Source organism: Paenibacillus sp. JQZ6Y-1, from assembly GCF_040719145.1.
Lineage (GTDB): Bacteria > Bacillota > Bacilli > Paenibacillales > Paenibacillaceae > Saccharibacillus > Saccharibacillus kandeliae.
Map to the genome: position 1 here is coordinate 276,496 of NZ_JBFDUZ010000004.1, position 22,158 is coordinate 298,653.

Sequence of the window (22,158 nt, forward strand, 5' to 3'; positions counted from 1 at the left end):
TCTGAAGTTAAAATCAATCGATAATGAAGCCATAATCAAACGATGCTGAAGTCATAATGAATTAACGAGAACGGACCCTAACAGGTCCGTTCTTTTTTTGTTTTTGGATGCTGTGAAGAATGAGGATCAATAGAGCAGAGAAGCAAGGAATAGACGAACCAATAAAGCGATATAGGAAGGAACAATAAAGGGAAAACGTATTAATATTGTAATGATAACGATTACAATTGGATATTGTCTGGCGTAATGACAGCAGATTGGCTATAATGGAACTCTATCTGTACATACGGCTCCGATCTTCCCCGCGAGAGGGAAGTCATTTTACACAAATAAGCATGGCGCTTCATCTGATCAGTAACGTCCGGGAATGCTTTACCATTCAATCGGATCGCTGTTCCATGCCCGAAAGAGGATGATCATGAATTATAAACAACAATGGTTCGGTAATATCCGACCCGATGTGCTGGCAGGAATTACGGTAGCCCTTGCCCTGATACCAGAAGCGATTGGCTTCTCAATCATTGCGGGTGTCGATCCGATGGTCGGCTTGTACGCTTCGATTTGTATTGCGATTGTCATTTCGCTGGCGGGTGGACGACCGGGTATGATCTCGGCAGCGACCGGAGCGATTGCGGTGCTGGTCGGTACGCTGGTTGCCCAGCATGGCGTGGAATATTTGTTTGCAGCAACGATTTTGGCGGGGATCTTTCAGATTATTCTGGGCTGGTTGAAGATTGGACGCTTTATTACCTTTATCCCGCAATCAGTCATGACAGGGTTTGTGAACGCACTGGCGATTGTCATCTTCTCAGCACAGCTGCCACAGTTTGTCGGAGCCAATTGGCTGATGTATGCACTGGTGGCGCTGACGCTGGCGATTATTTATATTTTGCCGCTGTTTACCAAAGCAGTTCCTGCACCGCTGGTGGCGATTATTATCGTATCGCTGCTGACGTACTTCCTGCATCTGGATGTGAGTACGGTTGGCGATATGGGCAAGCTGAGCAATGAATTGCCGTTCTTCCATCTACCGATGGTGGAACTTAGCTGGAATTTGTTCATTACAATCTTGCCATATTCGATCTCAATTGCCTTTGTTGGTCTACTGGAATCGCTACTGACAGCAACGATTGTCGATGAAATGACCGAAACGAAAAGTGATAAAAACCGCGAAGCCAAAGGTCAAGGTCTGGCAAATATCGTGAGTGGCTTTTTCGGTGGTATGGCGGGCTGTGCGATGATCGGACAATCGGTCATTAACGTTAAATCGGGTGGACGTGGACGACTGTCTACCTTTGTCGCAGGTGTATTCCTGCTCGTGCTGCTTGTTGTGCTCGGTTCGATTGTACGCGAGGTGCCGATGGCGGCGCTGGTAGGCGTGATGATCATGGTATCCATCGGTACATTTAGCTGGAACTCGCTGCTGACGATTCATAAAGTACCGTTGGCAGAAGCGATCATTATGATTACGGTGGTCGTGATCGTCGTGCTGACCGACAATCTGTCCATCGGCGTTGGTGTTGGTGTAGTGATGAGCGCTCTGCGTTTTGGTTGGAAGATGTCGCAGCTGCATATCGACGAAACGGCAGATTCGACGCCGCAGCATCGGATTTATCAGGTGCGGGGACAGATGTTCTTCGGTACGATGAGTCAGTTCGTCGATCATTTTAAACCGGCAGACGATTCCCAAGAGGTAACCGTTGATTTTGCCCGTTCCCATATTTGGGATCACTCGGCGGTAATCGGCATTGGTAAGCTCAAGGATAAGTATGAGCAAAATGGCAAAGTGATTCATATTCGTGGTCTAAATGAAGAGAGTCGCGAATTGTACGAACGCCTGAGTCATGGCTCTGTTTCATCCGGGCATTGACGGAAACCGCAATACACGTTATATTGACCCTAGGGACGTCTGCACTTTGCTGGCGTTTTGATCAGTACACAAGCTGTAATGATGGATACATGAATATGTCGTATTTCGTATGATTATATCGTGTCGGTGATGAACCGGCACTGAAGCATCGGGATGAACCGATGCTTCTTTTTACGAGCGGACGTGGAATGAACAGATAGATACACATCTGTACATGGCGAACGACTCTGGCCTGGGCCGTATGGATTTGCGGTTGCATCATGATGTGCGGACGGGCTGCCCAATATGAAGGAAGAACAGGTGAACACAGTGACAAATTTTAACTCTTTCAATATTTCGTCTGCGGCGGTAGAACTGCTTGCAGCGAACGGCATTGCCCAGCCGACTGAAGTGCAACAGGCATCCATTCCGCTTCTGCTCCAGGGCGAAGACGCGATTGTACAGGCAAAAACCGGTACCGGTAAAACACTGGCATTTTTGCTGCCTATTTTTGAAAAATTGAATCTAAGCGTAACCGGTGCTCCACAAGCGCTGATCGTGGCGCCAACGCGCGAGCTGGCGCTGCAAATCGCTACTGAAGCACGCAAGCTGGCTGACGCTTACGAAGGCGTGCGCATTCTAGCCGCTTATGGCGGTCAGGACGTAGAACGCCAGCTGCGCAAGCTAGAGGGCGGCTGCCATCTGGTTGTAGGTACACCGGGACGTTTGCTGGACCATATGGGTCGTGGCACGCTGGATATGACCAAGATTCGCACCCTTGTACTGGATGAAGCGGATCAAATGCTGCATATGGGATTCCTGAAGGAAGTTGAGCAGATCATTCTGGCAACTTCGCCATCCCGTCAAACGATGCTGTTCTCTGCAACGATTCCAGAAGGCGTTCGTCGTCTGTCTGCACAATACATGCGCAAACCGCATGACATCCGTGTAGGTACAGAGGAAACTGTTCCACTGAACCTGATTCGTCAGCTGGTTGTCGAGTGCACACCACGCGGCAAGCTGGCTGCACTGCAAGAATATATCGACCGCGAGCAGCCGTATCTGGCAGTGATTTTCTGCCGTACGAAGCGCCGCGCTGCCAAGCTGAATGAAGAGTTGCAGGAAATGGGCTACTCCTCGGACGAGCTGCATGGTGATCTGTCTCAGAACAAGCGTGAGCAGGTTATGAAGGCATTCCGCGAAGCCAAGCTGCAATTGCTGGTTGCAACGGATGTAGCGGCGCGTGGTATCGACGTAGAAGGCGTAACCCATGTATTTAACTATGACATCCCACAGGATGTTGAATATTATATTCACCGGATCGGTCGTACCGGTCGTGCAGGTGGCAAAGGTCGCGCGATTACATTCGTAACACCGCATGATCGTCGTGAGCTGGAGCAGATCGAACGCGAAACATCGCAGAAGCTGCAACGTGAAATCTCTCGTACGTCTGCACAATCTGACGATTCTGGCGAATTGCTGTCTAATGTGCGTGAGCATAAACCACGCAGCGGTGGCAGCGGACGCGGAACTGAATCCGGCGGCAGAAATGGCAAAAACAAACGCAATTCTTCCGGCGGTTACGGCAGTCGCGGCGGTTCTGCGCAACAGGGTGGACGTTCTTCCGGCGGACGCCGTGGCGGTGGCGGGACTGGACGTACAACCGAACGCAGCAATGAGCGTGCAAGCGAGCGTACGAATGATCGCAGCGAATCGGCAGCATTCAGCGGACCAAAACGCACAGGCAAAAACAAGCGTCCTCAAAGATCGGCACGCCCTGAAAGTCCATTGACGACAAGTGCTGTATCACGCCGCACCGATGACGCTGGCAATTTCCGCCGCGATTCATCCAAAGGCAACGGCTCCGCTTCCAATACGGGTAATGCACGCACACGCGAGTATGGCGCAAGTAACCGTAAAGGTGGAAGTAATGCAAGCGGACGCAGCTTCGGCAATGGTTCCGGCGGGAATCGCAATGCTGACAGCGCAGGCGGACGTAGCAACGGTAGCGCAGGTGGTCGTCAAGCAAGTGGACGTGGCACAGGCAATGCAGGCGGCAATCGCTCTGGTAACGCTGGCGGTCGCAATGCGGGTGGACGCAGCTCGGATAGCCGTCGCGGACGTCGTTAATATTCATACTGGCTTGATGCACGGTAGATAGATAATAAGGCGGTATTCCTTTTTACATGGATAATCGATTGGATTCGTCTATAGAATAGCAGGGAATATATGCTGATGTAGATAAAGGATGCTCCCCCAAAGGAGCATCCTTTTTTACGTGTGGTCTTCTCTGTCATGATCACGCCTTCGATGATTGGACGGACGCGACGAATGGCTGTTGTCGTTGTTTTCCATGCGTAGACTGCGAACTGCTTCCGCCAATTCTTTTACCGTTTCATCGAGCTGACTCAGCTGTTTTTCCATATTTTGCAAAACATATTTTAACAGCACAAAACAAAGCGCTACTGGAAATCCGACTGTCGTTACTAGACCCGTTACATCGGCAACTGTCATAGGATCATTCCTCCCTTGATATGACTGCATTTGGTGTTCATCTATAATGGTAAAAAAAGACGGCTTTTTACAACAAAAATGAGGTAACTAACCTGTAAAAATGGTATAATAAATAAGAACAAATGTTCTTATTTTATGTAAAGAAAGTAGCCGTTTTTGTTGTAAAAACGTACCGGAAAACTCCTTTATAGTTGAGAACACAAGGACGGGGAGGGGCTGTATCATGACACTCAAGGAACACTATCGCACCGAACTGAAACGGCTAGCATGGAGACTGCATTATTACGTCAAAAAGGAGCAAAATCACGAACGGCTTGTACTATTCGAACCCGCCATTCCGGTAGACAATTTTACGTCAGCGACCGATAGCAAGATGTGGAGTCACGAGCTGATCCAATCGTTGCCGTCAGAAACCGGACGCGAGATCATGTACAGACTGTATATTTTGGAAAAGAAGGAAAAGGAAGTCGCAGCGGAACTGCATCTTTCCCAACAGGCGGTGAACCGATGGAAAAACAAAATGCTCAATCAACTCAAACAGAAGATGAACAATTGGAGCAATTAATCTACCGCATTCAACAGCATGGAGACGATGCGGCAATGCTGGCTTTTCTGGAGCTGTTCGAGGAGGATATGCAGCAGCTGGCACGTTATATGAGAATGCCGCGTGAGGATGCGATGCAGAGTTTGAAGTTAGGTATGCTAGAGCTGTTGAGTCATAATCCACTTTCGTAATGGGACATATGTCCTTTATGAAGTGAACGATATGCCTTTTAATGGGAAAAGGTTTATTGTATCGAAGAATCGTACGGTAGGTTAGGGGAGGTTTCGTATTTGTTTAAAGGCATTTTATTCGCACTGCTTGGCGGTGCGTGCATTACCTTACAGGGCGTAGCGAACAATCGCATTAGCTACGATATTGGGACTTGGCAGGCAGCGACCATTACGCAGCTGACCGGCTTTATTTTGGCTGGCTTGATGCTGCTTATTGTACGCGACGGCAACTGGCAAGGGCTGCGTCAGGTGAAGCCGCTGTACTGGTTTGGTGGAGCGTTTGCGTCAGTCATCATTTTCAGCGAAGTAACGGCGATTCAGTATATCGGAGTGACCTTTACCGTATCGGCACTACTCATTGCACAGCTGTGTATGACCTTTGTGGTGGATAGCAATGGCTGGTTCGGTGTACTCCGACAAAAGATCACTTTGCCGCAATGTATTGGCGTACTGCTGATGATCGCTGGCGTTATTATTTTGAAATTTTAAAATGGCATGGCATTTCTACACATACGTGAATGACACAGCGGAACAACATCCGCGATCCATATAGCAGGAGGGATATACACATGGTTATGGGCATACTGCTCGCCGCGATTGCAGGCGCGCTCGTTAGTCTGCAAACGATTTTTAACAATCAGGTCAACAACAGGGTCGGCTCTTGGGCGACAACGACGCTGGTGCTAGGGATGGGCTTTCTCGCTTCGCTGACCGCCAGTTTGATCTTCGAAGGGAAAGGAACATTTTCACTACAGCATATGCAGCCGTGGTACTGGATTAGCGGCGCGATCGGCGTTGGCGTTGTCTTTTGTCTGGTGCAAGGGATTCGTCGCTTGGGACCGACCTTTGCAACCTCGATCGTTTTGATCGCTCAGCTCACTACGGCATTATTTTTCGATACGACAGGATGGCTGGTGTTGGAGCGTATTCCACTGACGCCGGGCAAAGTAATCGGCGTGCTGGTTATTGTCGCCGGTATTATTGTGTACAAGTTTGGTGACCGCTGGTTCGGTAAAGCAGCGATCAAGAAAAACAAACCCGCAGCATCGCAAACTCTTCAGCCGTAACCCTGCTTGGCAATAGCCTATCTATATCTAAAAAAGCCTTCACTCCCGATCACAACGAACGGGGGTGAAGGCTTTTGGTTGTATTTATCCCTTATCCAGCATTGGTGATGATATGCAGACTAGAACGGGTATCCTCATAATTGCGATATGCTCCAGCAATCTTGGTCAGCATCCACTGCTGGTCATGCTTGTGGTAATGTACGGTGACCCCATTGGGCAATAGACAGATCAGTTCATCTGGCAGCTCGAAAATATCCATATCTAGCGACATACGCGCTGCGAGCAACGATAAGCCTTCCGGTGCGCCGATACCAATCTCGCCGCAATCCGACATATCTGCCCAGATATCCATGCTGTCAAACAAATACGTACCAGAACTTTGAAACGTCATATTGACCGCGTGCCCGGCATAATGAAACGTCAATACTTCCTGCTGCCCATCGCTCCATACTTCATCCGCCAGCGGCTTGAGCTTGTCCAGCGCAGGCGATGCACCATCGGACAGGCAAAGCGGAAGCGTGCCCTGCACTGCATACTGCTCAACTGAAATCTCAGCGATTGCTGTTCTTAATTTGCCGTTCATCGGTTCACCACTTTCCGCTAATTTGGGTACTGATTATCAAGCATAGTTGTTGGAGCCGGTATGGTTATTATACCTTGTTCTGCTGAAAAAGTTGCTTTTACGTTCAGCATACCAACCTTTTGCCCATCTCTGCTATAGTAAAGAAAGCCGAAAACCGCAACAATGCGTGACAATAGCAGCTTGTATCGACAATCTAGGATGATAATTGGTCAAACATAGATAGAAAAAGAAAAGGTGCTCACCGCAAGACATCAAATAGACACGAATAGGAGCGATTGGATATGAGTATGGAACAAATGGAGAAAATGAAAAAGAAGTTGCCAGACTGGCTGGAAACAAGTCGCCTGCGCACGGGTCAGGGCGATGTAGCGTCCTACATTCCTGAGCTTGCTAAAGCTTCCCGTGATGCACTCGGTATCTATATCGCCGATTCACAAGGCGAAAGCATCTCCGCTGGCGATTGCGGTCTGAAATTCACGATGCAGAGCATTTCCAAAGTATTCACCTTGATTCTGGCGCTGATCGATCATGGCGAGGAAGCTGTCTTTTACAATGTGGGTAAGGAGCCGACAGGCGACGATTTCAATTCTATGATCAAACTGGAACTGGTCGAGCCGGGTATCCCATTTAACCCGTTGATCAATGCCGGAGCCATCACTGTCTCGTCTCTGATTGCAGGCGACAATCCCGAAGAGAAGTCCAAGCGCATTCTGGAATTTTTCCGCAAGCTGTCTGGTAACGATACGCTGGATTACAATATGGATGTGTACAGCTCCGAGCTGGAAACTGGCGATCTGAACCGCTCACTCGCTTATTTTCTTAAACAAAACGGCGTGCTCAAAGACCCGGTTGAGGATGTGCTGTCCGTCTATTTCCGTCACTGCTCTATCGAAGTTACCTGCGCTGACCTGTCTCGCATGGCGCTTGTACTTGCTTTCGACGGCGTTGATCCGCATACCGGCGAAAAGCTGATCCCGCGTCGCTATGTGCAAATCGCCAAAACCTTTATGGTTACCTGCGGCATGTACAACGCTTCTGGGGAATTCGCCATCGAGGTCGGTCTTCCTGCCAAAAGTGGCGTTTCTGGCGGCATTCTGACCTTGGTACCGGGACAATATGGCATCGGTATTGTCGGCCCATCCCTAAACCACCGTGGCAACAGTATTGCAGGCGTCCATCTCATAGAACGTCTGTCCAAAGAATTTGACTGGAGTCTGTTCTAAGAGGGCATTATGGCATACGAATATCAAGGGTTTATCGGAACCAAGGAAGTGCTGTCTGGGTTGGAGGCGAAATATTCCTCCGCCCAAAGTGTTCATTTGCATGGTGAGTTGTATACCGTACCATTTACGCCGGACCTATATGATGAGATACATGAGTCGCCTGAAGCGAGCGTGGAAGGGAGCGTGGAAGGGATGGATGTTCTGACAGCTACCGTTGAAGCCATATGTCTAGATATATCATTATCCGGCATGCTGGCTTATGTGGAAGCGGAATATTTTGGCGGAAGTGGTAGTCAGTCGTGTAACGTGTGGCACGATGGGCGGAACGTTCTTAAGGAATTGCAAACCGATCAAGCGTTCAATCAGGCACTTCGATATTTGGGCGTTCAGCGGCATGACGAATTGGATGAATTTGAACAAGTGCAATTGGCAAGACATCGCGACACCGAAGAGTGGCTAAATCTCCATTCCTGAGTAAAAGTCAGGAAATTAGCCGCTTTTTTGCGATTTCCGGTTGACAAGTGATAATGATTATCAGTATCTTAAACTATATGCTTTCTAAAATGAAGGTATGATGAACATTCAATTGATATACAAAACGATAAACCAGCATACACATTCAGAAGGAGCTGTTCGTTTCATCCATCACGGATGCCGGCTGCTCCCTTTATCGTATCTATTATGAGATGTAGAAAGAGGCTTGCTTATGACTCGCAGTACGCATGTGAAAGGCCGGCAGACCTCGCCGAAAGAAGAGATTTGGTCGCGTCCTTACGCAGCGCTTCTGATTATCATCGGCGGGCTGATGTTGCTGGCAGCTGGATTGGCGTTTTCGGTCGCCAAAGGAAGTCGGCCCATTCCGCTGGATGTCGTCTGGCAGGCATTGATTCATTTTAATCCATCCAATCAGGAGCATCAGATCATCTGGGAGCTGCGGCTGCCGCGTGCGATTGCCGGTGCACTGGTTGGTGCATCCTTTGCCGTAGCGGGTGCGTTGATGCAAGGCATGACGCGGAATCCGTTGGCAGATCCCGGTTTGCTAGGGATCAACGCCGGAGCAGGCTTTGTACTGGCGATATGTTTTGCCTTTTTCCCGGGCTTGAGCTTTAACCAGCTGATCATGTTTTCCTTTCTTGGCGCTGCGCTAAGTGTGGTGCTGGTCTACGGTATCGGCTCACTGGCGTGGGGAGGATTAACGCCGGTACGATTGGCGCTTGCCGGTTCAGCAGTAGCGGCAATGCTGGTAGCATTATCAGAAGGCATTGCACTGTATTTTCGTATCTCACAGGATCTAGCATTCTGGTATGCCGGTGGTGTGGCAGGAGTGACTTGGAACCAAGTGAATATCCTGTGGCCGTGGATTACAGCGGCTCTCATCGGGGCTTTGCTGCTTTCTCGATCGATAACGATTCTCAGTCTGGGCGACGATGTTGCTGCCGGTTTGGGGCAGCGTACGGCGCTAGTACGACTCGGTGCGGTGCTGGTCGTGATGGTGCTGGCAGGCGCCTCGGTATCGACCGTTGGCGCAGTTGGCTTTATCGGTCTGATGATTCCGCATGCTGCTCGCGCCTTGGTTGGTGTCGATTACAAATGGCTGATCCCGACCTCAGCGATTCTAGGTGCGCTGCTGCTCGTATTCGCCGATACATTCGGGCGACTGCTCAACCCACCAACTGAGCAGCCCGTCAGTGCGCTGATTGCGCTGATCGGGGTCCCTTACTTCTTCTATGTCATTCGGAAGAAAGTGGGGGATAATCTGTGAATCAAATGATATTTAGTCGTAAACGGACGATGCGTACCATCATTACACTGGTGGTGCTGGCAGTCATCGCTTTTATCGTGCTGTTGCTCAGCATGAATACTGGCTTTACGAAAATGTCGCCAGTGGAAGTAATACGGACGTTATTCGGCGGCGGAACGGCGCGAGATGAACTGATCCTGTTCCAGTTCCGCTTGCCGCGTATCGTGATCGCTCTACTCGTTGGTATGGGTCTAGCGGTTGCTGGTGCGATTTTGCAGGGTGTTTCGCGTAATGCACTGGCTGATCCGGGGATTCTCGGTATTAACTCCGGTGCAGGGCTTGCGGTCGTATTGTTCGTCGTAACGAACCCTATGCGAGAGTCGGCGTCACCAATGCTGCTGCCTTTTTTGGCACTGATCGGTGCATTCGCTGCCGCTACTGGCATCTATCTGATGGCATATAAAAAGAACAAGGGCATCTCGTCCTCGCGGCTTGTGCTGTCAGGGATCGCGATGGCGGCAGGCATCAATGCGCTGATGATCGTATTGACCTTGCAGCTTGACCCGAATGAATTTAACTTTATTGCGACTTGGCAGGCAGGTAGCATTTGGGGCAGCAGTTGGAAGTTTGTTGTCGCCTTGCTCCCATGGATTATCGTGCTGCTACCTGCAGCCCTATGGAAAGCGAGACAGATGGATGTCTTCTCGCTTGGCGACGATACAGCGACTGGGCTTGGCTCGTTTCTGAATCGTCAGCGGTTGTTGCTGTTAGTGATTGCGGTGGCACTTAGCGCTGCGTGTGTTGCGGTTAGTGGCGGTATCGGCTTTATCGGTCTGCTGGGTCCGCATATCGCTCGCCGCCTCGTTGGTCCGCGTTATGAGCACGTCATTCCGGTAAGTGCCCTAATTGGTGCGGTATTGCTGCTCATCGCCGATATGGTTGGACGTACCCTGATGGAGAACTCGGAAATTCCCGCAGGCGTGATGGTCGCCATCATCGGTGGACCGTACTTCCTGTACTTGCTGGCACGCTCGCGTGCTTGATTATGTATAGGAGAGAAGACGTGTCGATACGTTCTATATTGTTAGGATGGAAGATGGCACGGATACGGAATATAGAGCATCGTATGAATGAGGAACTGTCATGATTGCATAGAGGAAGCTGTATCACAAATGTAGGTTACAGGTTGATGCTGGAACGCCGGAAAGTCATAAGCCGCAATGGATCGATACATGCAGGCAAACAAACTGCAATGAACTTATACAGACAGACCGCCAAACGGTGGCTGCGGATTGAAAGGGATGGGTAACTATGGTGCGTTTGATGACATCGAAACTGGATATTGCTTATGAGGATCGCCTGATTGTCGAGGATTTGAATATTAAAATTCCACAGGGTCAGATTACGGCGCTTGTTGGTGCGAATGGCTCCGGTAAATCGACCATTCTCAAAACGATGGCACGGATCATGCAGCCGAAAAATGGCTCTGTATTACTCGACGGCAAATCGATTCACAAGCAATCCACACGCGAAGTTGCCAAACAGCTTGCCATTTTGCCACAAACTCCGACTGCACCGGAAGGGCTGACCGTAACCGAGCTGGTATCGTATGGTCGTTTCCCGTATCAAAAAGGCTTCGGTTCCATGAGAGCAGAAGATAAGGAAAAAATCTCTTGGGCGATGGAAGCGACTGGTATGCTCGATTTTCATGATCGTCCCATCGATCAGTTGTCTGGTGGTCAACGTCAGCGTGCATGGATCGCTATGTCGTTGGCGCAGGATACCGATATCCTGTTCCTTGATGAGCCGACCACTTACCTTGATATGGCGCATCAGCTGGAAGTATTGCAGCTACTAGAAAAGCTGAATGCCAGTGCGAACCGTACGATCATCATGGTTGTGCATGATCTGAACCACGCATCTCGGTATGCACATCATATGATTGCGATCAAAAAAGGCAAAGCGATCGCCGAAGGCGCACCAACTGAGGTTATGACCTGCGACGTTCTGCGCGACGTATTCGGTATTGAAGCCGATATTGTCATCGATCCGCGCAGTGGCGTGCCACTGTGTCTGCCATACGCGCTTGAAGGCAACGTACAAGCAGCCCTGACTGCCGAAAAGCAAGTCAAAGAAGTCCGCCAACATGGACATATTCTACAAGCTGCACGTAGCTAATGGATCACAATTGCACCTTAGCTTGATGAAAAGCAAATGCCATATGCTGATCATGTAGCCAAGATGACTTATATCCAAGCATGTGAAAACCCACCGAATCCAGACGAAACTCTTCGGTGGGTTTTTGGTATCTATAGAACGGCTATGTATAGCAATGGCTGTTTATGGAATAGCGGTGCGCAACCTCACAATTTAAAATGTGAAAATTTGAACAAACTATGAACAATCCCCAAACCCCTTGCATTGTGACATTTATCACAATATAATAATCACATAAGGTGAAAACATTCACAACCAACGTTTTCAATTATACCCCATCTGGCAATACGATTTGAACGAAATCGGAATCTGAAACTGGCAACGTTTCTCCCGATTTCTCCATGTACCTTTCGGACAGCTTTCCGCAGACGGCTTTTCATCCAAACTCCCTCTGCATATTCAGATCGCTGTCCTCTCTTTTTACTATTGAATGTGAATGTATTCACTAAGTTGTCTCCGCCAGCGAACAGAAAGCTGAACGGAGCAGATGTCACTGACGGAATGGATAACTTAATTTGCACCACATACCAAATATAGAGTTACACACAGGAGGAAGAAACCATGAAAGTAGCAGTTATTGGATGTACTCACGCAGGAACCGCCGCTATCGTTAACACCGCCAAATTGTACCCTGATGCTCAGATTACCGTGTACGAACGCAATGACAATATCTCGTTCCTGTCTTGCGGTATCGCGTTATATGTCGGTGGTGTAGTTGAAGATGCAAACGGATTGTTCTACTCGTCCCCGCAGCAGCTGGATGAACTGGGTGTGACCACCAAAATGCTACATGAGGTCACTTCTGTCGACACCGATGCCAAAACATTGACTGCTCGCGATCTAACTACTGGCATGGAATTAACTGATACATTTGACAAACTGATCGTTACGACTGGCTCATGGCCGATCATCCCGAAATTCTCGGGAATCGAACTGGACAACATCGTACTGTCGAAAAACTTTAATCACTCCAATACAATTATTGAAAAAGCAAAATCCGCTAATCACATCGTCGTTGTCGGTGCTGGATACATCGGTGTCGAGCTGGTCGAAGCCTTCCAAATGAACGGCAAACAAGTGACGCTGATCGACGCCGAAGAACGTATTTTGAGCAAATATCTGGACCCTGAATTTACAGTACGTACCGAAGAAGTGCTGACACAGCAAGGTATCCAGCTGGCGCTGAACGAGAAAGTGGTACGCTTTGAAGGAGCCGACGGTAAAGTGAATACCGTGGTTACCGACAAAGGTACTCACACCGCCGATATGGTCATTCTTTGCATCGGCTTCCGTCCGCAAACCGAGCTGCTGGCAGGTCAGGTGGATATGCTGCCAAACGGTGCGATCATTGTTGATAAATATATGCAAACAAGCAAAAAAGACGTGTATGCCGCTGGTGACAGCTGTGCGATCTTCTACAATCCTACTCAGCAGCACGCTTATATCCCGCTGGCAACCAACGCGGTACGCATGGGTACACTAGTTGCCCGCAATCTGGTGAATCCAACGACTGAATACTTGGGTACACAAGGCACATCCGGTATCAAAATTTATGAAGAAAATATTGCTGCAACGGGTATGACCGAAGTCGCTGCCCGTCTTGCTGGTCTGGATGTAGAAACATCCACGATCCACGACAACTATCGTCCAGAATTCATGCCCACACATGAGAAAGTAACGCTGAAAGTCGTTTACGAAAAAGATAGCCGCCGCATTCTGGGCGCACAGATCATGTCGCACGCCGATCTGACCCAGTCGATCAATACGATCTCGGTCTTTATTCAAGCCCGTATGACAGTCGATCAGCTTGCCTTTGTTGATTTCTTCTTCCAACCACATTACAACAAACCGTGGAACTATCTGAACAGCGTAGGTCTGCAAGCACTGCCGCAGGTTGCGCAAAAAGAAGCCGTGACTATCTAATCCGAATGACTGCCTAGTAGACAAAGACTAGTAGACAAAAAGAATATCAACCGCCATCTCAGGATGGCGGTTTTTTTGCGTGTAGATTATTTGTCTTTCATGATGAATTTCATGGAATTCAGTAAAAACATCGCTCATCGTGACAAATGTTACTTTTTTCACAAAGTAAATTCATTAAAATTGAAATATGAAAATATCCGCTAAACGGATGACCATACATCAAAGGAGAGAAACCTTCATGGCTTACTACAAACCGCAGCAAATCGCGATGAATACAATCGAAACAGGTGTGACCAAAGCGCGTTCCAGCTGGACGCAGATGCTGGTGCTGGGCTTTCTAGCAGGTGCATTTATCGCGCTAGGCTTTCTGCTGGATATTCGGGTAATCGCCAGCATGCCGGAGGAATGGGGCAGCTTTGCCAATTTTGTGGGAGCATCCTTGTTCCCAGTCGGGCTGATTCTCGTACTGGTTGCTGGTGGCGAGCTGTTAACCGGCAATATGATGGCAGTCCCGCTCGCACGTATGGCACGCAAAATCTCAACATGGGAAGTCGCGCGTAATCTGGTAGCCATCACGATTGCCAATATGTTGGGCGCTTTGTTTGTTGCTTATTTCTTCGGTCATATCGTTGGCTTAACCGAAACGGGACCGTATCTGGCAAAAACAGTAGAAATGGCAGGGCATAAGCTGGAAGGCTCATTCTTGCAAATGTTTATTTCCGGTATTGGCTGTAACTGGCTGGTCGCGCTGGCAGTGTGGTTGTCCTATAGCGCTGATAATATTAGCGGCAAAGTGCTGGGCATCTGGTTCCCGACGATGGCATTTGTCGCCATTGGCTTCCAGCACGTTGTTGCCAATATGTTTCTTATTCCAGCAGCGATCTTCGCTGGTCATTATTCGTGGGGACAATATGCTATGAATTTTGTACCGGTATGGCTGGGCAATCTGACTGGTGGTGCTTTGTTTGTCGCCAGCGCGTATTTTATGGCATATATTCGTCGTAACCCAGCTGCTACTCCAGCGTCTGGTAGTCACTCTGGTCAGCAGCATGTAGAGCCGCAGCCAACGGTCACCGATGCAACGGGAACGGCTGCCGTGGCTATGCCGCTCCAGCACAGCGAGCAGGCGCATTGATTAGGAGTCAAGTTCGGCGCAGACAGTCACTTCGCTTTTTCTAGATAGATCATCGTGACGAGGGCAATGCGCATCAGCCGGAAATCTCATGCTGCTAAAGTGAGATTTCCGGCTTTTTGCTTGATATTTCACGCCTTTCTTCATAAATCAACGTACAATCCGGTTTTGAATGCTGAAATTGGTTTAAAAATGAAGGTACGGGTAATAATTAGATTAATGTAAAGCAGAACGATTCAAGAGGTGCAGGATGGAAAAATTAAATGAATGGATCGAAAAGCATAAAGATATGGAGTTAGTCGTGTCCGAGCTGCAACAGAAATTATCCGACAGCGAGCGGGCGCGCCTGACTGCCGAACAGGCTGCTGACAATAAAGCGCGCTTTATTGCGATGCTTAGCCATGAAATCCGCACACCGATGAATGGTATTCTGTCGATGAGTGAGCTGCTGCAAAACACCCATTTGGATGATGAGCAGCAAAGCTATATGAATATACTGCATACGAGTAGTGAGTCACTGATGGCGCTGGTAAATAACCTGCTCGATATTGGCAAAATTGAAGCTGGCAAAATGAAGCTGGTACGCGATCCGTTTGATCTGGTCAATACAATGGAGGATTTAACCTATGCACTGGCACCACGCGCCTTTGAAAAGGGCATTCAGGTACATCTGAATGTGCATTCCGATATTCCACTGTTTGTGATTGGCGACGCACTTAAAGTTCGGCAAATCGTGATGAATCTATTACAAAACTCAATTAAATTTACGCATAAAGGTAATATTACCCTCTCTCTATTTTTGCTGCCTAATGAGGACCCTGAACGACTAACCGTTCAAATCTCCGTTGAAGACAGCGGTATTGGTATTGCACCAGAGCGCATAGAACAGGTGTTTCAGGCATATGAGCAGATGCACGAACAGAGTGAGTATATGCACCAAGGAACAGGTCTAGGTCTGGCGATCTGTAAACAACTGGTTGAGCTAATGGGAGGAACAATTGAGGCGCAGAGTATGCAGGATGTGGGTACAACTGTAAATATTGTGCTGCATTTTGAACGGTATACCGATCTGCCATCTATTCCATTTCAGAGCAATGTACTACATGATCTACGTATTCTACTGCTGGAAGACAATTCGATCTGTCGTGTACTGCTGCATGATATGCTGGACGAATGGAATGCTCAGGTTACGACCGTGAGCGAAATGGACGATCGTTTCTTTGATGAGCTGTATCACCATGATTATGATCTCGTGCTGGTTGATCTGCTGTTGATTGATCGTGAGCGCTGGATGAAAGAGCGCACAAAGATTCAAAAGCAGCCGCTGTTCCTACTAGCACCGCTCGGTGAAAAAGTAGAAGGCGAGTTCCGCGACACTTTTGAAACAGTCATCACCAAGCCGATCCGCAAGCTGCATTTGCTAAACAGCATTCTGGCGCTTCAGCAGGGCAAACGCTGATTGTCTGGCTAAGCCAGTCATCGCCGATTGCATAGCCAAATGAATCATGCACGGTACGAGATAATCATAGATTTCATAGATTGCTAAATTAGTTCTCTCTACAGATGCCCCTGACATGGCATTGATGAGATAGTTATCATATACGGTATTGTGATGCTGTATATAGGCTGTATGATACAACGAACCTATAACGAACCCATTTGAATAAGGGAAGACAATTAGAAAAGACCTGCATCCTTAGAGCAGGTCTTTTTGATATGTAGGTATCTCATGAAATGGTAGACAAAATGAAATCCGCCATAATTCGGTTCGGGGGAACGAAACCGTAGTATGGCGGATTCCGGGAGTGGTCCATGATATGACAGACGGTGAGAATGAAGGGGACATCACTCTCGCCAAATGCCGTTACTTATTGTTAAACGGTAAGTGTATGATTGAAACACTGACGCATTTAAAAAAAACGAATTTTTTTTCAGCGTTCATTTGCCCCGGTATATCAACAAAAATCGTGGTTTCTATACCATCTATATTCCCTAAAGTTCCTGTTAATATTCCACTCCTTATCGGTGTAAAGCGGCAACGAAGATGCTTGCTCATTACGATCTGGATCACGCATACTAGAATTTGTGTGTTTAATCGGATATCAACTGACATTGGGATGAGGATAGAAAGGAATACATCATGCGTTGGCTTAAATCGTATCCACGAGAAATTCAGGTGTTTTTGCTCGCCAGTCTGCTGAATGCGGCAGGCGGGTCGTTAATGTGGCCGCTCGTCACTTTGTTTGTGTATCAGGAGCTTGGTCGTCCGATGCAGGATGCGGGTCTGGTCGTGCTGCTGCAATCGCTGGGTGGAATCATAGGCCAGCTGCTGGGTGGTTCGCTATATCATCGGCTTGGAGTACGCAAGCTGATCGTCGGATCGCTGCTGTTAAATGGACTGTTTTTGTTCACATTGCCTTTTGTGAGTACGCACTGGTATTGGTTTATGGGTGCGATGGTGATGATTGGCTTGTTTAATTCGATGTCGATGCCCGCGATTCAGGCTTTTATCGGCTTCCGCTTTGCCGATCGGCGCGGGGAATTGTTCAATATTGTGTATGTTGCGAACAATATTGGAGTAGCACTAGGAACGGCGTTGTGTGGTATATTGGCGGATATTTCGTTTTATTTGTCGTTTGTGATTAACGGCATAAGCTGCGTGCTGTTTGCTGGATTCTTCTTCATTTATCTTAGCAAAATCGGTACTGGCGACAGTCAGCATATCGATGAGAACAATCCCGGTCGTCCGAAAACGGAAGGTGGAGAAAGCACGGGCTGGCTGCTGGGACAGGTGCGTATTTATTTGTTTATGGGCGTGGCGACCTTGTTCCTGTGGCTCGGCAATTCAATCTGGAATACAGGCGTATCGCCATTTATCGTTAGCTCAGGTATGCTGATCAGTTATTACAGTCTGCTGTGGACGCTGAACGGGGTACTGATCTTCGTTGGACAGCCGTTTATCCTGCTGATTCGTCGCTGGTTTGCGGGTACAGCGCAGGCGCAAATGACTGCCAGTGCAGTATTTTACCTGCTAGGATATATCGTTATTTTGGGCTTTCACAATTATCCTGCCTTTATCGCGGCAATGATTCTGACTACATTTGGCGAGATGCTGATCTCTCCGGCGATTCCATCGTTTGTATCGGAGCGAACAGGTGCTTATGCGCCGTTTTATCTGGGCGTAGCTGGTGGGATTGGAGCGGTAGGAAGGGTCATTGGACCTTATGTAATGGGGATCTTCTATGATCAGGGCGGATTGATTCCGGTGACATGGGTAGCGGTGATTGCGGCGGTGTTGTCGCTGGCATTCTATCTGGTTCATAGTGTGGCGCAGCGTGGTGTGATGCTGAAGCCGAGACAGTAAACTAGACTTGCATTGGTTTGACGGTGATCATAATAGTAAGTAGTACCATTGTTGAACACAGCATATGAATACGTGTAAAGCGAATGGGTCTGAAGGATATTGTGTCGGAATGACATATGGAAGAGCACTCTTTCCTCGAAGAGTGCTCTTTTTGTTGGTATTTATTTTTGCGATTCCTGTTTATAATTTACTCAAGTCGTCTTGACTCTAACGTTCATTCCCATATATGTACGCCAGATCGAAAGGAGCTCTCGTCATGCCTATTCGTTCCGTATCCGATATAACCCTGCGCTTGTCCACTATGAAGGATGCCAAACAGCTCATGCAGCTAGATCAGCTGGTTTGGAATCATTTGAATACACCGTCTGTCTTCTATTGCACCACCCGCCGCGAATATTTGCAGGCGTGTCCGCCGGGGAGTCAGTTGCTGGCAGTGCAGGATCATATCATTTGCGGATATGTCGGCTTTGCCTGCCCACAGTCGTTTGCCGTTAGTCGCCATGTGTACGATATTCATATTGCTGTCCATCCCGATTACCGACGGCTTGGTATCGGCGTTCAGCTGCTGGATGCGCTATGTCGATATGCCAAGCAGCAAGGGATTCGCAAGCTGACGCTGCGCGTGTTATCTACGAACGAAGAAGCCGTCCATTTTTACGACAAATACGGATTCGTCGAAAATGGACGGCTTCAGGAACAGTTTTATATTCACGGACAATATGTGGATGACATTTTGATGACGTACTGGTTATAGATTACAGGTTGTAGGAGTGCTGGCCGTATACGCTTTTCGTAATTATCTCGGTCAGCTCTTCCTTTTGCGCCCGGTATGTATCAGGCGTCAGGCTTCCGTTAATCAGCCTTTGCATGAGCATGTCGTTCATCTGGGACACCTGCAGGTCAATCACAGCCTGTGGGTCTTTATCGTGGCGGCGTGCTGTATCCGCGAGTGTTTCACCTTCATACAGATCATCATAGACATCCTCATCTGAAGTGGCGCCGACTGCACTCAGGAACGGGTCCTGCTGTTCACGGACAACAGAGGAAGCATTGGACGTTTTGACGGCTGCCTGTGCATTCGCTTGTTCTCCGAGTAACATACTGCTAATGGCAATGCCGAGGAACAGTGTGCTGATCATCGCTTTTCCTTTACGGGCGCGGTGATTGATGTTCGTGCGTTTCATATGGATACCTCTCTTTGCGTTTGCTTTCATAATGGTGGTGCATACCTATCATAAACGTCTTGGCTTAAATCAAACTTAAATTGGTGTAAAGAAACGATGAAAAGAAACAAGGTACGAGTGCAGATGTCACAACTGCGCCACATTCGCTGATTTTGACAGTACAAACAGTTTTAAAAAACAAATGCAAGTGAACTTGAAGTTGAGCAACAGAAGGCAATATGTGAAAAAGAGAAACTATTTAACTAGAATAGAGGTAATAGCCAAAGCTAAAATATAAGCGCATGGGAAAGGAGCGAATTGTCGTGGGAGTGAATTTTACTGCATATTTTCCACATGACTTGTCAGTGGAGCAGATTCAGGAATTGTGTCATAGCCTGAATACTCGAATAGAAGAATTTCCGTCTATTCAACAATTTGTAGAGCATCTATTGCCTTACAACCCGGAAGATGTAGTCAAAGAATGGAAGTTTTATCCGAATTGTATAGGTGGAACAACGGAGATTGATGGTCCATGCGGAATAAGTCTCACGTTCTCGGAAAAAGTATGCTATTTTCATCATTACATTCGTTGGAGAGCTTTTTTGCTATATGACTCGACTCAGGAGAGCCTGAGAGCAGTATGTAGAGGGATTGCATCAGTGATCGGTGCGTCTTCTGCTGTATATGTTCCTGATAATGGCAGTGTGGAATCCGACCTTTTGGATTTTATCTGGGAGGATCGCAATGAAGATTTTGCTTACATAACAAACTGGTTGCTGGAGAATTCGGGTCCGCCTAAGGATACGATTCGCGATATTTACAAAGAGTACGAGGAGTATTGGGATTCGGAGGGATATTTTATCGACCGATTTGAAAAGGAGAATTGATATGAAAAAGACACTGCTCACATGGACGGCTATCGCTACCATCATGCTCTGCTCCGCCTGCTCTAGCGTAGCGCCAGCTGCACAGGCACCGACCAGCCAGCCATCTTCGACAACAATGCTGCAAGCTAACCATGCTAGCAATCCTGTGCATTCTACTACTCACCAAATATCAACATCTACTGAAAAACAACAAGTGCAGCAGGTAAGTCAACAGAATAAGAAGCTAGCGAAATATATAAATGAAAGATTTGGATTTTCTATTGAGTATCCTGCGAGTTGGAAAGCTGGCGAAGAGGCATTTAATGGCGATGGTAAAAGCTTATATATCAATAATCCTGATGTTGATATTCGAGTATACGGTGCAAACTACTTAGAAGGAATATCAGATCCGTATCATAAGCAAGAAAAAGGAATGAAGCGCAAAAAGGTCATATTGGACAATGGAAAACAAGCCCTTCTTGTAACGGGTAAGCAAAATAATCATATGATGTATGATATGGTGTACATGTCCAAGGATGGTGCAACGTATCATTTCTACGCTGATGTACCTCAAACATTCTTTGATACGAATCAAAAACTGTTATTACAGGTTGCTAAAAGTTTGGATTTTTCTGAGAAGTAAGAACGTATGATTGAGCACTGCGTACCTATGGATCAAACATATAAAAACCCACACTCAGGCGTGTATCGCTTGAATGTGGGTTTTTAATAAACACTAGGATTGTTTACCGCTTCAGCTTCCATTCCTGTTGCAACATCCCGTACACTGCATGATCCACATACCCCGATGGCAGCAGCTCCGCTTCGCGAATAATGCCTTCCAAAATAAATCCAAGTCGCTCCGGTACCGCACGGCTACGCTTGTTGCCTGTGGCGCAGCGAATCTCCACCCGATGCAGATTCAGCTCTAGCATCGCATAATCCAGCATCGCTCGCAGTGCTGATGTGATCAGACCATTTCCCTGAAACGACTCACCTAGCCAGTAGCCGATCCCGACCGAACGGTGATTCCAGTTGATTTCATGAAATCCAATCACACCTGCCAGCTGATTTTTATACCAGATTCCAGCGTTGAAGCCGCCATTTTCCATCGCTTGGGTTAGACTGGCGCGCACAAAGTTCTCGCTGTCCTCGACCGACGTATTGGCATCTACCCAAGGCAACCATTGCCGTAGATGATTGCGCGACTGGTCGATTAACTGATAAATGTGACGCGCGTGCGCTGGCTCCAACGGTCGTAATTCAATTTCTTCATCCAGAATGTATGTAAACATGCCCTGCTTCCTCGCTTTCGTCGTCTAAAGTGCAAAGACTGGATTGGAATTAACGTTTGCGCAGAGAAGTACGCTGCTCTAACGAATAGATGTCTTCCTCCATACCTGCCATCCGTTCGTTGACCAGTGTACGGCAATCGGCAAGCGCCTGATTGTACACATGCGGACCGATTTCTTTTAACACAAAGTCCAGCACGCCATCTGCTGCCAGCTCACCAATCGTTTCGCCACGCTCCATTTCGAAAAATTGTTGTATGTTGGCAATCAGTGTATCGCGGGTTTCACGGGAAAGTTTGGTTGGGTTCATCATGCACGCTCCTTGGATTCCATAATGGTGAATACGTCATTCATTCAGTGATGATATTCATCTATGCTACCGTATTCACCGATCTTCGTCAAAAGGCTTTTTGCTGGGAATATAACGTTTTCATAACCGTTTCGCGAGAC

The 22,158-nt window shown here is 47.9% G+C and carries 23 protein-coding genes; 18 read left to right on the top strand and 5 right to left on the bottom strand.

Translation table 11 applies throughout. The features are described from left to right. The first annotated feature begins 418 nt into the window (after nt 1–418). Together ABXR35_RS19640 and ABXR35_RS19645 are read left to right on the top strand one after the other, a co-directional pair. Nucleotides 419–1,870 carry a SulP family inorganic anion transporter gene (locus ABXR35_RS19640; protein ID WP_367063739.1) on the top strand — a complete coding sequence of 484 codons (1,452 nt, stop codon included), beginning with the start codon at nt 419–421 and terminating at the stop codon, nt 1,868–1,870. Nucleotides 1,871–2,179: 309 nt separating this feature from the next. Next, a complete protein-coding gene (locus ABXR35_RS19645; protein WP_436669396.1) occupies nt 2,180–3,979 on the top strand; it encodes a DEAD/DEAH box helicase in 1,800 nt (599 codons plus the stop codon). 144 nt (nt 3,980–4,123) lie between these two features. Here the strand turns inward: ABXR35_RS19645 and ABXR35_RS19650 are convergent, their stop codons facing one another. Further along, nucleotides 4,124–4,363, bottom strand: a complete 240-nt coding sequence (locus ABXR35_RS19650) for a hypothetical protein (protein WP_367063741.1) — start codon at nt 4,361–4,363, stop codon at nt 4,124–4,126. A gap of 223 nt (nt 4,364–4,586) precedes the next feature. On the opposite strand from ABXR35_RS19650, the gene ABXR35_RS19655 reads away from it, so the two are divergent. The 4 genes from ABXR35_RS19655 (at nt 4,587) to ABXR35_RS19670 (ending at nt 6,204) form a co-directional block, all read left to right on the top strand. Further along, the gene (locus ABXR35_RS19655; RefSeq protein ID WP_367063742.1) at nt 4,587–4,928 is read left to right on the top strand and encodes a sigma-70 family RNA polymerase sigma factor; all 342 of its coding nucleotides are present in this window, start codon (nt 4,587–4,589) and stop codon (nt 4,926–4,928) included. Beyond that, nucleotides 4,916–5,098 (top strand): hypothetical protein, encoded by a 183-nt coding sequence (locus ABXR35_RS19660; RefSeq protein WP_367063743.1) that lies wholly within the window; start codon nt 4,916–4,918, stop codon nt 5,096–5,098. The genes ABXR35_RS19655 and ABXR35_RS19660 overlap by 13 nt, the downstream gene beginning before the upstream one ends. A gap of 99 nt (nt 5,099–5,197) precedes the next feature. Further along, nucleotides 5,198–5,626 carry a DMT family transporter gene (locus ABXR35_RS19665; protein ID WP_367063744.1) on the top strand — a complete coding sequence of 143 codons (429 nt, stop codon included), beginning with the start codon at nt 5,198–5,200 and terminating at the stop codon, nt 5,624–5,626. An 80-nt stretch (nt 5,627–5,706) separates the two neighbouring features. Then, nucleotides 5,707–6,204: a DMT family transporter gene (locus ABXR35_RS19670; protein WP_367063745.1), complete on the top strand. Its 498-nt coding sequence runs from the start codon at nt 5,707–5,709 to the stop codon at nt 6,202–6,204. A gap of 91 nt (nt 6,205–6,295) precedes the next feature. Here the strand turns inward: ABXR35_RS19670 and ABXR35_RS19675 are convergent, their stop codons facing one another. Next, nucleotides 6,296–6,787 (bottom strand): hypothetical protein, encoded by a 492-nt coding sequence (locus ABXR35_RS19675; RefSeq protein ID WP_367063746.1) that lies wholly within the window; start codon nt 6,785–6,787, stop codon nt 6,296–6,298. Nucleotides 6,788–7,068: 281 nt separating this feature from the next. Between ABXR35_RS19675 and glsA the strand changes: the two genes are divergently transcribed. The 10 genes from glsA (at nt 7,069) to ABXR35_RS19725 (ending at nt 19,141) form a co-directional block, all read left to right on the top strand. Next, nucleotides 7,069–8,010: a glutaminase A gene (glsA, locus tag ABXR35_RS19680; RefSeq protein ID WP_367063747.1), complete on the top strand. Its 942-nt coding sequence runs from the start codon at nt 7,069–7,071 to the stop codon at nt 8,008–8,010. Between the two features lie 9 nt (nt 8,011–8,019). Next, a complete protein-coding gene (locus ABXR35_RS19685) occupies nt 8,020–8,484 on the top strand; it encodes a hypothetical protein (protein WP_367063748.1) in 465 nt (154 codons plus the stop codon). 232 nt (nt 8,485–8,716) lie between these two features. Continuing rightward, nucleotides 8,717–9,772 carry a FecCD family ABC transporter permease gene (locus ABXR35_RS19690; protein WP_367063749.1) on the top strand — a complete coding sequence of 352 codons (1,056 nt, stop codon included), beginning with the start codon at nt 8,717–8,719 and terminating at the stop codon, nt 9,770–9,772. Nucleotides 9,773–9,777: 5 nt separating this feature from the next. Further along, nucleotides 9,778–10,794, top strand: coding sequence for a FecCD family ABC transporter permease (locus ABXR35_RS19695; protein ID WP_367063837.1), 1,017 nt, complete (start codon nt 9,778–9,780; stop codon nt 10,792–10,794). Between the two features lie 268 nt (nt 10,795–11,062). Next, entirely contained in the window at nt 11,063–11,929 is an 867-nt protein-coding gene (locus ABXR35_RS19700) for an ABC transporter ATP-binding protein (RefSeq protein ID WP_367063750.1), read from the top strand. Nucleotides 11,930–12,529: 600 nt separating this feature from the next. Then, on the top strand, nt 12,530–13,891 hold the full coding sequence (locus ABXR35_RS19705; RefSeq protein ID WP_367063751.1) for an FAD-dependent oxidoreductase: 1,362 nt from the start codon (nt 12,530–12,532) through the stop codon (nt 13,889–13,891). 238 nt (nt 13,892–14,129) lie between these two features. Then, nucleotides 14,130–15,026, top strand: a complete 897-nt coding sequence (locus ABXR35_RS19710) for a formate/nitrite transporter family protein (protein ID WP_367063752.1) — start codon at nt 14,130–14,132, stop codon at nt 15,024–15,026. A 247-nt stretch (nt 15,027–15,273) separates the two neighbouring features. Then, the gene (locus tag ABXR35_RS19715) at nt 15,274–16,482 is read left to right on the top strand and encodes a sensor histidine kinase (protein WP_367063753.1); all 1,209 of its coding nucleotides are present in this window, start codon (nt 15,274–15,276) and stop codon (nt 16,480–16,482) included. Between the two features lie 681 nt (nt 16,483–17,163). Beyond that, nucleotides 17,164–18,387: an MFS transporter gene (locus tag ABXR35_RS19720; RefSeq protein WP_367063754.1), complete on the top strand. Its 1,224-nt coding sequence runs from the start codon at nt 17,164–17,166 to the stop codon at nt 18,385–18,387. A 256-nt stretch (nt 18,388–18,643) separates the two neighbouring features. Then, nucleotides 18,644–19,141, top strand: coding sequence for a GNAT family N-acetyltransferase (locus tag ABXR35_RS19725; RefSeq protein WP_367063755.1), 498 nt, complete (start codon nt 18,644–18,646; stop codon nt 19,139–19,141). 1 nt (nt 19,142) lies between these two features. Here the strand turns inward: ABXR35_RS19725 and ABXR35_RS19730 are convergent, their stop codons facing one another. Next, complete coding sequence (locus tag ABXR35_RS19730) at nt 19,143–19,571, bottom strand: hypothetical protein (protein WP_367063756.1); 429 nt, start codon at nt 19,569–19,571, stop codon at nt 19,143–19,145. A 302-nt stretch (nt 19,572–19,873) separates the two neighbouring features. On the opposite strand from ABXR35_RS19730, the gene ABXR35_RS19735 reads away from it, so the two are divergent. Both ABXR35_RS19735 and ABXR35_RS19740 read left to right on the top strand, forming a co-directional pair. Beyond that, nucleotides 19,874–20,437: a hypothetical protein gene (locus ABXR35_RS19735; RefSeq protein WP_367063757.1), complete on the top strand. Its 564-nt coding sequence runs from the start codon at nt 19,874–19,876 to the stop codon at nt 20,435–20,437. Between the two features lies 1 nt (nt 20,438). Next, nucleotides 20,439–21,059: a hypothetical protein gene (locus ABXR35_RS19740; RefSeq protein WP_367063758.1), complete on the top strand. Its 621-nt coding sequence runs from the start codon at nt 20,439–20,441 to the stop codon at nt 21,057–21,059. Between the two features lie 103 nt (nt 21,060–21,162). Here ABXR35_RS19740 and ABXR35_RS19745 read toward each other — a convergent pair whose 3' ends face one another. After that, nucleotides 21,163–21,711 carry a GNAT family N-acetyltransferase gene (locus tag ABXR35_RS19745; protein WP_367063759.1) on the bottom strand — a complete coding sequence of 183 codons (549 nt, stop codon included), beginning with the start codon at nt 21,709–21,711 and terminating at the stop codon, nt 21,163–21,165. A gap of 49 nt (nt 21,712–21,760) precedes the next feature. Further along, nucleotides 21,761–22,018 (bottom strand): DUF2164 domain-containing protein, encoded by a 258-nt coding sequence (locus tag ABXR35_RS19750; protein WP_367063760.1) that lies wholly within the window; start codon nt 22,016–22,018, stop codon nt 21,761–21,763. Nucleotides 22,019–22,158 lie beyond the last annotated feature (140 nt).